Source organism: Fulvimarina thalattae, assembly GCF_040239565.1.
In the GTDB taxonomy this organism is placed as follows: Bacteria; Pseudomonadota; Alphaproteobacteria; order Rhizobiales; family Rhizobiaceae; genus Fulvimarina.
This window is the reverse complement of the sequence record NZ_JBEHWS010000014.1, coordinates 40,636-54,164: the sequence shown is the minus strand read 5'-3', so window position 1 is coordinate 54,164 and position 13,529 is coordinate 40,636. Positions and strand designations below refer to the sequence as shown.

The 13,529-nt window shown below is 61.7% G+C and carries 11 protein-coding genes and 1 pseudogene; 9 read left to right on the top strand and 3 right to left on the bottom strand.

What is annotated here, in order from left to right; all coding sequences use genetic code 11:
• Positions 1-47: 47 nt before the first annotated feature.
• The 4 genes and pseudogenes from serS to ABRA89_RS16090 all read left to right on the top strand — a co-directional run.
• Positions 48-659 (top strand): annotated as a pseudogene (gene serS, locus ABRA89_RS16105) (serine--tRNA ligase); the annotation flags it as partial.
• Positions 656-1,417 (top strand): 5'/3'-nucleotidase SurE, encoded by a 762-nt coding sequence (gene surE, locus ABRA89_RS16100; protein WP_349942516.1) that lies wholly within the window; start codon positions 656-658, stop codon positions 1,415-1,417. The pseudogene serS and the gene surE, both read left to right, overlap by 4 nt.
• Positions 1,414-2,058: a protein-L-isoaspartate O-methyltransferase family protein gene (locus ABRA89_RS16095; RefSeq protein ID WP_349942515.1), complete on the top strand. Its 645-nt coding sequence runs from the start codon at positions 1,414-1,416 to the stop codon at positions 2,056-2,058. The genes surE and ABRA89_RS16095 overlap by 4 nt, the downstream gene beginning before the upstream one ends.
• A 78-nt stretch (positions 2,059-2,136) precedes the next feature.
• On the top strand, positions 2,137-3,450 hold the full coding sequence (locus ABRA89_RS16090) for a peptidoglycan DD-metalloendopeptidase family protein (protein ID WP_349942514.1): 1,314 nt from the start codon (positions 2,137-2,139) through the stop codon (positions 3,448-3,450).
• A 9-nt stretch (positions 3,451-3,459) separates the two neighbouring features.
• Here the strand turns inward: ABRA89_RS16090 and ABRA89_RS16085 are convergent, their stop codons facing one another.
• A complete protein-coding gene (locus ABRA89_RS16085) occupies positions 3,460-4,332 on the bottom strand; it encodes an ATP-binding protein (protein WP_349942513.1) in 873 nt (290 codons plus the stop codon).
• A 139-nt stretch (positions 4,333-4,471) separates the two neighbouring features.
• Here ABRA89_RS16085 and yajC point away from each other — a divergent pair, with 139 nt between their 5' ends.
• The 5 genes from yajC to ABRA89_RS16060 all read left to right on the top strand — a co-directional run bounded on the left by yajC (position 4,472) and on the right by ABRA89_RS16060 (position 10,687).
• The gene (gene yajC, locus ABRA89_RS16080) at positions 4,472-4,813 is read left to right on the top strand and encodes a preprotein translocase subunit YajC (RefSeq protein WP_349942512.1); all 342 of its coding nucleotides are present in this window, start codon (positions 4,472-4,474) and stop codon (positions 4,811-4,813) included.
• Positions 4,814-4,941: 128 nt separating this feature from the next.
• Positions 4,942-7,512 carry a protein translocase subunit SecDF gene (gene secDF / locus ABRA89_RS16075; protein WP_349942511.1) on the top strand — a complete coding sequence of 857 codons (2,571 nt, stop codon included), beginning with the start codon at positions 4,942-4,944 and terminating at the stop codon, positions 7,510-7,512.
• A gap of 3 nt (positions 7,513-7,515) precedes the next feature.
• Positions 7,516-7,905 carry an Mth938-like domain-containing protein gene (locus tag ABRA89_RS16070; RefSeq protein ID WP_349942510.1) on the top strand — a complete coding sequence of 130 codons (390 nt, stop codon included), beginning with the start codon at positions 7,516-7,518 and terminating at the stop codon, positions 7,903-7,905.
• A gap of 37 nt (positions 7,906-7,942) precedes the next feature.
• Positions 7,943-8,770 (top strand): phytoene/squalene synthase family protein, encoded by an 828-nt coding sequence (locus ABRA89_RS16065; protein WP_349942509.1) that lies wholly within the window; start codon positions 7,943-7,945, stop codon positions 8,768-8,770.
• Positions 8,771-9,085: 315 nt separating this feature from the next.
• A complete protein-coding gene (locus ABRA89_RS16060; protein ID WP_349942508.1) occupies positions 9,086-10,687 on the top strand; it encodes a DUF4153 domain-containing protein in 1,602 nt (533 codons plus the stop codon).
• Positions 10,688-10,780: 93 nt separating this feature from the next.
• Here the strand turns inward: ABRA89_RS16060 and trmFO are convergent, their stop codons facing one another.
• A complete protein-coding gene (gene trmFO, locus ABRA89_RS16055) occupies positions 10,781-12,202 on the bottom strand; it encodes a methylenetetrahydrofolate--tRNA-(uracil(54)-C(5))-methyltransferase (FADH(2)-oxidizing) TrmFO (protein WP_349942507.1) in 1,422 nt (473 codons plus the stop codon).
• A gap of 51 nt (positions 12,203-12,253) precedes the next feature.
• Positions 12,254-13,456: a YbfB/YjiJ family MFS transporter gene (locus ABRA89_RS16050; RefSeq protein WP_349942506.1), complete on the bottom strand. Its 1,203-nt coding sequence runs from the start codon at positions 13,454-13,456 to the stop codon at positions 12,254-12,256.
• Positions 13,457-13,529: the final 73 nt, after the last annotated feature.

Genomic DNA, 13,529 nt, shown 5'->3' with positions numbered 1-13,529 from the left:
TGAGAGAACTCGTCGCGAACGCCTTCGAGGACGCTCCGACCGAGGAGCAGTTCTGGCTCATCCCGACGGCCGAGGTTCCCCTCACCAATCTCGTGCGCGAGGAAACGCTCGGTTCCGGCGAACTGCCACGCCGCATGACCGCACTCACGCCCTGCTTCCGCTCCGAGGCCGGCTCGGCGGGCCGCGACACGCGGGGCATGCTGCGCCAGCACCAGTTCAACAAGGTCGAAATGGTCTCGATCACCGACGATCAGTCCTCGCTCGACGAACTCGAGCGGATGACTGCCTGCGCGGAAGAAGTCCTGAAGCGCCTCGGCCTGCCGTATCGGGTCGTCACGCTCTGCACAGGCGACATGGGCTTTGCCGCTCGCAAGACATACGACATCGAGGTCTGGCTGCCGGGTCAGGACACCTACCGCGAGATCTCGTCCTGCTCGGTGTGCGGCGATTTCCAGGCCCGGCGCATGAATGCGCGCTACAAGGCTGAAGGCGAAAAGCAGCCCCGTTTCGTTCACACGCTGAACGGTTCTGGCGTTGCGGTCGGCCGTGCCCTGATCGCCGTGATGGAGAACTACCAGCAGGAAGACGGCTCGATCCTCGTTCCGGAGGTCCTGAAGCCATATATGGGCGGCATCGAACGGATCGGTGGGCCGGCTTGACCCGCATTCTCATCACCAATGACGACGGCATCAACTCGGACGGGCTCGCCGCGCTTGAGCGGATTGCTTCCAAGATTTCCGACGATGTCTGGACGGTCGCGCCGGAAACGGATCAGAGTGGGCTGGCCCATTCGCTGACGCTGTCGCATCCCTTGAGGTTGCGTGAGCTCGGCGACAAGCGCTTTGCGTTGACGGGCACGCCGACCGATTGCGTGATCATGGCGACTCGGAAACTAATGGATTCGCCGCCCGATCTCGTCTTGTCCGGCATCAATATCGGCCAGAACGTCGCCGACGACGTCACCTATTCTGGGACGGTCGCCGGCGCCATGGAAGGCACGATGCTGGGTGTGCGCTCCATCGCCGTCAGTCAGGCTTTCGACCGGAACAACCGGCTGAGCGATCCATGGGCTACGGCGGAACGGCACGGCCCGGAGGTCATCAGCAAGCTGATGACCTTCGATTTTCCAGAAGGGCACCTCTTCAACGTCAATTTTCCCGTGCGCGAGCCGGATGCGGTGGAAGGCGTTCGCATCACGCGCCAGGGCAAGCTCGAATATGCCCTCGGCATCGAGGAGCGCGAAGATGGCCGCGGCTTTCCATATTTCTGGCTGAAATTTGGTCGTCAGACCGGGCCCGATGTCGAGCACTCTGATCTTGGCGCATTGAGGGACGGGTTCATTTCGGTGACGCCGCTTCATCTCGATCTGACTGCCAATCAGATGCTCGACCGGTTGGGAGATCATTTTCGGCGATGAGCGACGGGGCGAGCGAGAAAGAGCGGTTCTTTGCCGGTCTTGAAGCCGGCCAGCCCGCGATTTCGCCCTCCGTCCTGAAGGTCGCCGCAGATATCCCCCGAGAGGCGTTTCTTCCGGTTTCCGGCGCACGCCCGTATGCGCCAAGTCCTGTCCCGATCGACTGCGGCGAGACGATGCCGGATGCCGCGACGGCGATCCGGCTCGTTGAAATTATGCAATTGTCGCCCGAGCATCGAGTGCTCGAAGTCGGCACTGGCAGCGGCTACATCACCGCGCTGATCGCCAAGCTGGCGCTACACGTCACGTCGCTCGAACGCTATCGCCGTTTGCTCTCCGGCGCGGAGGCTTCGCTCAAGCGAACAGAAATCACCAATGTGACGCTGGTCCATGCCGACGGCTCGGAAGGATATGCTGAAGGCGCGCCCTACGACCGGATCATCGTACACGCGGCGTTTCCTTCGCCGCCGCGCATCTTCCTCGATCAGATGAGTCAGCAGTCACGACTGATATGCGCCGTCGGATCGGAGGGCGAAGCCCAGATGCTGGTGTGTCTTACGAAGGTCGGTTCGCGGTTCGAACGCGAGGACTTGTGGCCGGTCTATTTTCAACCCCTCGGCTCGGGTGTTGCCAAAGTCCTGTAATTACAGTCGGGCTTTAACAGCAAAGTAAGATTAACGCGTTCTAATGGTGACAAATTTCCTGTCGTGTAAGGGACAGCGATGCGTTACCGAGTATCCGCCAAACCTCATTCCCGCCGCGCACTGACGACCGCGCTACTTCTCGCAACCGCCCTGAGCGCGGGGTGTTCGGCCGATGCCGTTCGCTTAAATGACGGCTTCTACACGGGTGCGGTGCCGCAGACGGCAAACACCCAGATGGCATCCGGCCAGTCCGGAGCCTATTCCCAGAATATCGACCAAACCATGACCGGGTCGGTCTCTCCGGCAGCAGGGCAGAACGGCGGTGGCTTCGCCGGCGCTGCGCAGCCCATGCCGCCTCAGCAGCAATATGCTTCCGACGGGGTGCAGCGCGGACAGCTGGCGCCCCCGCCGCAGCCGAATTACGGGCAGGCGCAGGCAAGCAGCGTGTTCGGTCAGAGCGATGGTTCCTCCTCAGGCAACATGCAGACCGCCGCTGTCGCTCCTCAGCAAAGCGTTAGCCCGGCGCGTGGTGCCCCGCCGACGACCCTCAACGAGCAGGCCCAGCAAATTGGCAGCCCGAGCTCACGTCCAGGCGATTCGTCGGGCAGCTCGAATACGTCGAACGGATCGGGTCAGACCGTGACTGTCCAGAGCGGCGATACGCTTTCGGCCATCGCCCGTCGTTCTGGCATCTCTGCCGATGCCATCCGCGATGCGAACAATATGACCGGCGACATGGTGCGGGTCGGCCAGCGACTCGTTGTCCCGACAGCGCGGCCGAGCAGCGGCAGCCAGCCCACGCAGGTCGCTGCCGTTCAGACGGCGCCGAAGCCCTACGAGAAGCCGCAGGAAAGCCAGCCGAAAGCTGAGGCGTCTCCGAAGCCGGAAGCGCCGAAGGCACAGGCTGAACAGTCCAACACGGCGCCGAAAGAGTCCCGTGTCGCGACGGCGGAACCGACAACCTCCGTCTCCGAGCAGGCGAGTGCGAGTGACGAAACGGCGCCCGAGTCGAGCGGCATCGGTCGCTATCGCTGGCCGGTGCAGGGTCGCGTCATGCAGCGCTTCGGCGAAAAGGTCGGCTCCAAGCGCAATGACGGGCTCAACATTTCGGTCCCGCGTGGAACGCCGGTGAAGGCTGCCGAAAATGGCGTTGTGATTTATGCCGGCGACGGGCTCAAGGAGTTCGGCAACACCGTTCTCGTGAAGCACGATGACGGCCTCGTCACGGTCTACGGCAATGCCGACTCGCTCAGTGTCAAACGCGGCGAGACGGTCAAACGTGGCCAGCAGATCGCCAGCTCCGGTATGAGTGGAGATGCGACCGTGCCGCAGCTCCACTTCGAGGTTCGCAAGAACTCCGCGCCGATCGATCCGTCCGGCTATCTCCAGTAAGCCTTGCCGTCAGGCGAGGTGCTGGCCAAGCCGCCCGGCGAGGTCCTGAATGAACTGAAAGGCGACGCGCCCAGATCGGCTGCCGCGCGTCACCTGCCATTCAAGCGCATCGCGGCGAAGCTCTTCGGGATCGATCGAGAGATCGTACCGCTCGGCATAGCCGTTCACCATGGCGAGATAGTCGTCCTGGCTGCAATTGTGGAAACCGATCCACAGCCCGAAGCGGTCGGACAGCGATACCTTCTCCTCCACCGCTTCACCCGGATTGATTGCTGTCGATCGCTCGTTTTCGATCATGTCGCGCGGCAACAGATGCCGGCGGTTCGACGTGGCGTAAAAGAGCACGTTCTTCGGACGACCCTCGACGCCGCCTTCCAGCACCGCCTTCAGCGACTTGTAGCTCGAATCGCCGATATCGAAAGACAAGTCGTCGCAGAAAAGCAGGATCTGATAAGGCTGCTGTTTGAGAAGCGTCATAAGGTCAGGCAGGTGATCGATGTCCTCGCGCGCGATCTCGACGAGCTTCAGGGGGGCTCGGGCTCCTGACAATTGCTGGTTGACGCTGGCATGCGCCGCTTTCACCAGCGAGGACTTTCCCATACCCCGTGCGCCCCAGAGGAGCGCGTTGTTGGCGGGAAGCTCCTTCGCAAAACGCATCGTGTTGTCGACAAGCATGTCGCGCGAATGGTCGATACCCTGCAAGAGGTCGATCGGTACACGATTGACGGCTTGAACGGGCCGCAACGTCAGCGGCGGGTCGAAGACGAAACAGTCCGCAGCTGTCAGATCGGCCGATTTCGATCGTTCGGGCGCAATTCTTTCGAGCGCTCCGGCAATTCTTTCGAGCGTTATTTTCAGGTCGCTGAGATCGGTCTCCGACATCCTTGGTCTTTCGTGATGGCAGGGTGCTTGTCCTTGCCCCTGCTTGTGTTGCAATCGACAGGTCCAATCGTATATTCGGCGCAATTATTTCAAGGCGCGGCGGAAACTCCCGCGCTTTTTCGTATGAAAGGTCAACTCTATGTTCGTCACGCAAGCCTTCGCCCAAACAGGTGTTGCCGCGGGCGGGGGAAGCGAGCTGCTTCTGAGCATTCTCCCCTTCGTCGCGGTGTTCGCGATCATGTACTTCCTCATCATCCGGCCGCAGCGCCAGCAGATGAAGAAGCGCAATCAGATGCTGGAAAACATTCGGCGCGGCGATCAGGTGGTGACCGGCGGCGGTATCCTCGGCAAGGTGACGAAGGTGCTCGACAACGGCGAGCTCGAAGTCCAGATTTCCGAGCAGACCCGCGTGCGAATGGTTCGCGCCATGATCAGCGACGTTCGCGTCAAGGGCGAGCCGACTGCGGCCAATCAGAAATAAGTCTTGCCAAAGTTTAAGCGGCGCAGCCCATCGGCTCGCCGCTTTTTCCGTATTATGGTGGCATAGACATTACAGAACACGGCCGACGCCTCGCATGCGCGCCGCTTGAAACCCGACCGGATTATTGAATGCTGTATTTCTCGCGCTGGAAGTCAATTCTCATTTGGCTCGTGGTCGCCCTCGGCATCGTCTATGCATTGCCCAACGTCTTCCCGCGCTCGGTACTCGACAGCTTTCCGGACTTCGTCCCCAGTGATCAGATAACGCTCGGCCTCGATCTTCAGGGCGGATCGTACATCCTCTTGCAGGTCGATGAAGACGACCTCATCGCCAAACGCGTCCAGTCCTTGAGCGACTCCGCACGCTCGTCGTTGCGTTCGGCTCGAATCGGCTATTCGGCAATCTCCGAAAACGATCGGTCGGTCACGATCCGGCTTCGCGATCCCGATCAGGCGGATGCCGCGCGTGAGGCGCTCTCCGAGCTGACCGCGCCGGTTTCGTCCGGCATGTTGAGCGGCGGCACGATCAGCGAGGCTGCTTTGACCAGTCCGCAAGCGGGCGTCATCGAGATCGCACTCACGCCGGAGGGCGTCGACTACCGCACGTCCAACGCCGTCGAGCAGTCGATCGAGGTCGTACGCCGCCGCGTCGACGAACTTGGTACGACCGAGCCGGTCATCCAGCGTCAGGGTACGAACCGCATCATCGTCCAGGTGCCGGGGCTCGGCGATCCGGAGCGGTTGAAAAACCTTCTCAACCAGACCGCGCAGCTAAATTTCCGGATGGTCGATCAGACAGCGTCCCCGGATGCGGTCGCGAACGGCGGCGCCCGTCCGCCGGCGGGATCGGAACTGCTTTATACCACCGACGAGCCGGCGGAACCCTTGCTGGTTCAGCGGCAGATCATGGTGTCTGGTGAAAATCTCGTTGACGCTCAGCCGGGCTTCGACCAGCAGACCAACGAACCGGTGGTCAACATCCGCTTCGACAATCGCGGCGGAACCCAGTTCGCGAGGGTCACTCAGGCCAATGTCGGCAAACCTTTCGCTATGGTTCTGGATAACCAGGTGCTGTCGGCTCCGAATATCCGAGAGCCGATTCTTGGCGGCCAGGCCCAGATTAGCGGTAATTTCACGGTTCAGTCTGCGAACGATCTCGCCGTCCTTTTGCGTGCCGGCGCACTGCCCGCCAATCTCGACATCCTCGAAGAACGCACTGTCGGTCCGGGTCTCGGCGCCGATTCGATCGCAGCCGGCGAGATTGCCGGCGTCATCGGCGCGGTTCTCGTTGTCGTCTTCATGATCGCGGCCTACGGCTTTCTTGGCGTCATCGCCAATGTGGCGCTGGCGATCAACGTCGTCATTCTGTTTGCTATTCTTACGATTATCGGTGCGACGCTGACTCTGCCAGGCATCGCCGGTATCGTGCTAACGATCGGTATGGCCGTCGACTCGAACGTCCTCATCTATGAGCGCATTCGAGAGGAACGGTACAAGAATGGCCGATCTCTCGTTCAATCCATCGATGTCGGCTTCCAGAAAGCGCTCGCGACCATTCTCGACGCGAACATCACGACGCTGATCGCCGCCGGCATCCTGTTCTGGCTCGGAAGCGGCCCGGTTCGCGGCTTTGCCGTGACTCTTGCCGTCGGCATCCTGACCACCGTCTTCACCGCGTACACGCTCACCCGTTGGCTTGTTGCCTATTGGGTCAAGAGCCGGCGGCCCAAGGAACTGCCGCGTGGTTTCATCAGGCTCGTTCCGGAATCGACCTTCATCAAGTTCATGCTGTTCCGGCTGAAGGCGTTCTATCTGTCGATCGCGCTGGTGGTTGCATCGATGGTCGCGTTGCCGCTCGTGGGGCTGAACTTCGGCATCGACTTCACGGGAGGCTCCGTAATCGAGGTCCGCGCCAAGGAAGGCCCGGCCGATATTGGCGGCATCCGTACCACTCTCGACGAGGCTGGCATTCCGGACGTTCAAGTCCAGTCGTTCGGTGCGAACAACGAAGCGCTTATCCGCATCGGCAACGCACCTGACGCGCCGGACGGTGCACAGCAGGAAACGATCCAGACCGCCCAGGATTCACTGGAAGAGACGTACGACATCCGTCGTACGGAAGTCGTCGGACCGACGGTTTCGGGTGAACTCGCCTGGGCCGCGATACTCGGCGTGCTCGCCTCGCTGCTGGGTATCCTCGTCTATATCTGGGTTCGGTTCGAGTGGCAGTTCGCCATCGGCGCCATTGTCGCGACCGTCAACGACGTCTTCCTGACGCTCGGCTTTATGGTGCTGACGCAGATCGAGTTCAATCTCGCGACAGTGGCCGCGATCCTCACGATCGTCGGCTATTCGCTGAACGATACCGTGGTCATCTACGACCGCGTTCGTGAAAACCTGAGACGCTTCAAGACGAAGAAGCTGGGCGATCTGCTCGATCTCTCCGACAACGAGATGCTGTCGAGAACGCTGACCACATCACTCACCACGCTCCTGGCGCTCGTCGCGCTCTATGTGTTCGGCGGTGAGGTCATCCAGAACTTCGTCGCGCCGATGATCTTCGGTGTGATGATCGGTACCTTCTCCTCGATCTTCGTCGCCGCGCCGGTTCTTTACTTCTTCAATCTGCGTCCGTCGGAATTCGAGGCGGACAAGACTGACGAAGCCAGCATCCAGGCCTCCGGCGCGAACAGGGCCTGAGGCTTGCCGAAGGGAATTGAAATCCGGGAAGCGCATTTCCCCGGCAGGGCGCCGATCGAAGCCTATGGCAATGGCGGCTTCCGCTTTGCGGACATGTCCCATCGCGGCTCGATCCTGTGCTTGCCGTCGGGCATATACGGCTGGAGCGGCAGCTCCGATCAGCCGTTTTCCGGCGAGCGGCTGGACCTCGTGTTCAAGGAGGCGGAGACCTATAAGTTCCTCCTCTTCGGAACAGGACCCAACATCCAGTTCCTGCCGCCGGCCCTCAAGGAGCGATTCCGGCGGTTGGGATTGTCATGCGATCCGATGTCGACCGGCGCAGCCGTCAGAACCTATAATGTGATGCTGGCCGAGAACCGTCCGGTCGCGGCCGCTCTCGTCGCAGTCGAATAGGCGGCTTCAGGTGGTTGACGCTCGACAGAATGGCGCCGTGATCGAAGCACGGACGAGCTTTGCGCTGGTCGAGGATCAGGATCGCGACCGCACCCTCTCGATGCTGTTCGCGCCGCCCGAAAAGCGCGGCGCGCTGTCAGCTCTCTACGCCTTCGATATCGAGACGTCGCGTGTTCGCGACATGGTCAGTCAGCCTTTGCCGGGCGAGATTCGCCTGCAATGGTGGCGTGATCTGATCGCGTCTGGAGCAAAGACCGGGTCCGGACATCCGATCGCCGACGAACTCCTGGAAGTGATCGATCGGTACGAGCTGCCGCGTTCGGCCTTCGAGCGGTTTCTCGAAGCCCGGATTTTTGATCTCTACGACGATCCATTTCCGACGACCGAAGACTTCGAGACCTATGCCGGCGAAACCCGATCGACCCTCATCATGCTTGCCGCGATGGTGCTTTCGAAAGGAAGTGCGGAGCGGATCGGTGATGTCGCGGGACATGCAGGCGTCGCGCTTTGCGCCGCGTCCGTCCTGCGATTGCTACCCCAAAGCCGGTCGCGCGGACAGGTTCGCATTCCGGTGGATATCCTGACGGCTGCCGGCTGCACGACGGACGAGTTCCTGTCCGGTAAACCGGAGGCGAGGCGTCAGGCGATCACGGCATTCTGCGCTTATGGACGCGATCACGACACGCGGTGGCGTGGCCTCCTCAAAACCGTCCCCAAGCCGGTTCGGGTGGCTCTGCTGCCAGCAGCATTGACCGGCCTTACCTTCGATGCCGCGGAAAAGTCGCCAGACCGGATGAATTCCGGCGCAGCGGAAAACAGTCCGTTGACGAAAAGCTGGCGGTACTGGCGTACGATGCGCGGGTAGCCGATGAAGATGCGTGCCGGCAGGTGTTGAACCGAAGCCGCGATTCGGTCGCAAGCAACTTCTGAAACTTCCGATCGGATATGCCCCGCCTTTATAGTGCAGGAAGCAGCGTTCTGAGCTGAATCCACGATAAGGAGTGAACCGATCTCGGCACAGCAGGATCAGCGCGCACAAGGGTGGCGAGACTGTGTTGGTCAGCTTGCTCGGTCGCTGCGTTCGCGCACAGAGACTGCGGCAGCACGCTTTCCCGTCGCTGTCTTCGCGATTTTCTGCGCTTCTCTCGCCGCGAATGCGGAGGTCGCCAACTCCCTGCAAATGACATCGGACGAGCTGCTTCGGCTGGAGGCGGCTCTCTTTTCCGCTGCTGCTGTGGCGATCGCGGTGACGCTCGTCTCGGAAGAAAATCAGGCGAGGCGTGTCGTAGACCTTCTCGTTCAATCTCTTGCTGCCACGATAGTCGCGGCTGGCGTCTGGTACGGTCTCGAATGGGGCATCTTCACGCCGGCGCTGATCGGCGCCATCGTTCTCGCCATTCCGCTTGCGCCATATCTGGGGCGCGGCGGAGGCCTCGCGTTCTGGACGTTCACGGCGAAGATGGCGGTCGGCGGCGCACTCGCCTTTGCCGCAGTGATCATCTTCGTCGTCGGTGTCCTCGCCATCATCTACATGATCGGATTCCTGTTCGAATTCGAAATCGAGGGGTCGATCGACACCCATATCTTCGTGACGGCTCTCACGCTCATCGGGCCGTTATTCGCACTTGGCCAGGTGCCGAACGATTTCGATGAGCGGATCGTCATTGCTGAACACGATCATTCCGTTCGCGGCGTTGCCCTTCTGGCCGGCTGGATCTCGGCCCCACTCGCTCTCGTCGCGGCGGTCGTTCTCTATTTCTACGGCGCGAAGATCCTCGTGAGTGGTGAAGTGCCGAAGGGCGAGATCGGCTGGATCGTCTCGGTCTTCGCGCTCCTCACCGTCTCTCTGCGCATCGTAGCCGAACCGATCCAGGCGAGTGGCGGCGCGGCATTGCGCCTGTTCTGCCGCATCTGGCCCTGGACACTGATCTTGCCGCTTGGCCTTCTCGCCTACGCCGTGTGGCTGCGGATCGATGCCGAAGGGCTTACGGTCTGGCGCTACTATTTGGCACTCGGCGGTATCTGCGCGGCTCTGATTGCAATCGTCGGCCTCATTTTTGGAAGACGACTCGATATCCGCTGGCTTGTGGGAATTCCCGCCGCAGTGTTGCTGGTTTCGAGCTTTGGCCCGCAGGGCGTCGTGCAATCCGTGGGGCGCAGTCAGGCCGAGCGAATCCAAACGTTGTTCGAAAGAGACCTGAGTGCCGAAAACAGTGCTTTGCTTAGCGATGCGGATCGGCAGGAGGCACGCTCGCGTATTTACGCCCTCGACGACGTCGATCAGTTGGACCGGCTTGCCTCGCTTCCCGGCTGTGGACAGGCTTTTTCAGGCGATTCGCCCGCTGGCCCTTACGCCGTTATAAGCCTTCTTGGTCTTCAGGCCTCCGCGGACAGTCAGGCTCTCATCACGGAGGATGTGAGACAGCCCCGTCTCATCGATACAGCAGGGTTCGACCGGCTCGCTCTATCTCTGAGCGCCGATACCGATGGCACGCTGGGCGAAGGGGACGTGCGTGGCGAGGGCGACGGGCCTTCCATTTGGCTCGATGGTGGAGATCTCGTTGTCGAAGTGGAGGGCGTAGCCGATCGCTTCGCGGTTTCAATCGCCGATGTAAGCGAGCTGCAGAACCAGGAATTGCCAGAAACCGATGCGCGCCTGACATTGCGAAGCGAAAGCGGGCGCACGATCGCGCTGCTTCCCATTAGGGCTGCGCGTAAAACCGACGGGACCATCGTCTCTATTACGGGGCATCTGCTTTACACAGCCGAAGAGTGGCGCTGAGGCGACGGTTTGCGCCGCGCCGCTCTCACAAGATTTTCTCCCTGCAGATGTCTCGGTGCTCTGGCCGCCTCCGATGGTAGCTTTATCGGCCCGCTATTCCGCCGCGGCCGCGATCGTCTCGATCCCGAGCCAGCGCTTGAAGTCGCTCAGGGCCCGTGCGGACAGGGCTTTCTTCTTGGCGATCGCCTTGTCCTTGCCCCTGAACCGCTTCACGCCCTCCGGCTTCACGATCGCGCCGGGTTCAAGCGGCGGAAAGAGGCCGAAATTGACGTTCATCGGCTGGAAGGAGCGTTTGCCGCCGTCTTCCTCATGGGCGAGATGGCCGCCGGTGATGTGGCCGAGAAGAGCGCCCATCGCAGTCGTCTCCGGCGGAACGGAGACCAGCTCGCCCAGCCGTTCCGAAGCAGCGAAACGTCCGGCCATCAGCCCAACCGCCGCCGACTCCACATATCCCTCGCAGCCTGTGATCTGGCCAGCGAAACGCAGCCTCGGCAGGCTTTTCAGCTTTAGCGTGTCATCGAGCAGGCGAGGGGAATCGAGATAGGTGTTGCGGTGGAGGCCGCCGAGCCGGGCAAATTCCGCGTTTTCCAGCCCTGGAATCATGCGGAAGATCGCGGCCTGCTCGCCGTATTTCAGCTTCGTCTGAAAGCCGACCATATTGTAGAGTGTGCCAAGCGCGTTGTCCTGCCTGAGCTGGACGACGGCATAGGGCTTCACTTCGGGGTTATGCGCGTTCGTCAGGCCCATCGGCTTCATTGGGCCATGCCGCAGCGTCTCGGGTCCCCGTTCCGCCATCACCTCGATCGGCAGGCAGCCGTCGAAATAGGGCGTGCCCTCCCAATCCTTGAACTGCGTGCGGTCGCCTTCGACGAGTGCAGCGACGAAGCGCTCATAGGTCTCCTTGTCGAGCGGGCAGTTGATGTAGTCTTTCCCCGTGCCGCCGGGCCCGACCTTGTCGTAACGGGACTGGAACCACGCCTTGTCCATGTCCACCGTGTCGAAGTGGACGATCGGCGCGATGGCGTCGAAGAAGGCGAGGGCGTCCTGGCCGGTCGCTTCGCGGATGCCCTCGGCCAGCGCTGGCGCCGTCAGCGGGCCAGTCGCGACAATGGTATCGCCCCAGTCCTCCGGCGGCAGGCCTGCGATTTCGCTGCGCTCGATCGTAATCATCGGATGATCCTCGAGCGATTTCGTCACGGCAGCGGAGAAGCCCTCCCGATCCACCGCGAGCGCACCGCCGGCAGGCACCTGATGGGAATCCGCAGAGCGCATGATGAGAGAGCCTGCGAGTCGCATCTCCGCATGGATTACGCCGACCGCGTTATTTTCCGCATCATCGGAGCGGAACGAGTTGGAGCAGACCAGCTCGGCGAGGCCATCCGTCTTGTGCGCCTCGGTGCCGCGCACGGGGCGCATCTCGTGCAGGATCACCGGCACGCCGCGCGATGCGATCTGCCAGGCAGCTTCCGAACCGGCGAGGCCGCCGCCGACGATGTGAATGGGTGTCTGGGTCATCAACGAAATCTAGCAATGGCGAAGGCTAATCGAAAGATGGGCCCTGTCCGATTAGGCGCGTTTTGCGCTCGCGCCGAAATCGCGTTGCATGGCGGCGAAACCAGCACCAGCGACAAGCAGCGCCGTCGAAATCCACTGGCCCGCCGAGACGCCGCCGGTGATGTCGCTCAAGAATCCGACTCCGACGGGACCGAGGATCTGGCCGATCCCAAAGGCGATCGTCATCGCCGATATGCCGGCGGACCAGTGATCTTCGGTATAGTTTCGGCGCACGAAGGCCGTGGTCGATGCGACGACTGCAAGGAAAGTGCCCCCGACCATGGCGGCCGACACGAAGAGTACGATCGGCGACTGCGAGAGCGCCACGAGCGAGGAGGCGACCGCAAGAATGAGGGAGAGGATCGCAAAGGCCGTCCCGTTGACACGGCGTTTCATGAACCGGCCCCAAATCCATGGAGACGCCATCGCTGCGAGGCCGATGACCGTCCACAATCCAGCCTGAACCGGCACGCTCGCGCCATTTCCGCGTACCCATGCGATAACGAAAGTGAGATAGCCGATATAGCCGGCACCGAAAACGGCATAGGCGACGAGCATGCCGGACATCCGGCGGATGCCCGCATCCGAACTCGCAGCGGCCGCGGCTATACCTGTTTTGGCGGGACGTCCAAGAAGGAGCACCACGCCCAGGATAGTGGAAAGGATCGCCAACAGGCCCCAGGCCATCGGCCAGCTTCCGGCACCACCTTGGCTCAAGACGATCGGAACGGTTACGCCGGACAGAGCGATGCCGAAGCCCGGTCCGGCGTAGAAGAGGCCGAGCAGGACGGCGTTCCCCTCGTTTTCGGACGCGAGGCGCGCAGAGAGGAAACCGCCGCCTACAAAGGCGAAACCGGCGCCGATGCCGGCGAGCACGCGCGCAATATTCAGCGAAATCGGATCGCGGAGGACGACGCAGAGTGCGAGCGACGCGACGCACATCCACAAACCGATCTGCATGGCATTGAACGCTCCCACCATGCGGTTCACCCGCGCCGCGAAGAGGGCACCGACGAGATAACCGAGCGCATTGGTGGTGTTGAGCCAGCCAGCGGTCGAGTAGGACCAGCCGAGATCGGCGCGCATGTCGGGCAGAATCAATGCATAGGCAAACCGTGAAAGGCCGAGTCCGACGGCGGCTGCGGCCGCAAGTCCGATGACCTGAACCCAGGGCGCTACGCTTCCGCGTTGCGAAGTCGTGGGCCCGTGCTGCATTTGCAAACATTCCCCTTTGTGCAGCGCGATTTATCAGCGCCGCGGGGCCCCCGACAAGCTTCCATGTGTCGAA

Excerpts from the sequence above, each read along its gene's own strand:
- ABRA89_RS16095 (WP_349942515.1), top strand. The coding sequence starts at position 1,414 with ATGAGCGACGGGGCGAGCGAGAAAGAGCGGTTCTTTGCCGGTCTTGAA.
- yajC (WP_349942512.1), top strand. The coding sequence starts at position 4,472 with ATGTTCGTCACGCAAGCCTTCGCCCAAACAGGTGTTGCCGCGGGCGGG.
- ABRA89_RS16060 (WP_349942508.1), top strand. The coding sequence starts at position 9,086 with ATGACATCGGACGAGCTGCTTCGGCTGGAGGCGGCTCTCTTTTCCGCT.
- trmFO (WP_349942507.1), bottom strand. The coding sequence starts at position 12,202 with ATGACCCAGACACCCATTCACATCGTCGGCGGCGGCCTCGCCGGTTCG.
- ABRA89_RS16090 (WP_349942514.1), top strand. The coding sequence starts at position 2,137 with ATGCGTTACCGAGTATCCGCCAAACCTCATTCCCGCCGCGCACTGACG.
- secDF (WP_349942511.1), top strand. The coding sequence starts at position 4,942 with ATGCTGTATTTCTCGCGCTGGAAGTCAATTCTCATTTGGCTCGTGGTC.
- ABRA89_RS16085 (WP_349942513.1), bottom strand. The coding sequence starts at position 4,332 with ATGTCGGAGACCGATCTCAGCGACCTGAAAATAACGCTCGAAAGAATT.
- ABRA89_RS16050 (WP_349942506.1), bottom strand. The coding sequence starts at position 13,456 with ATGCAGCACGGGCCCACGACTTCGCAACGCGGAAGCGTAGCGCCCTGG.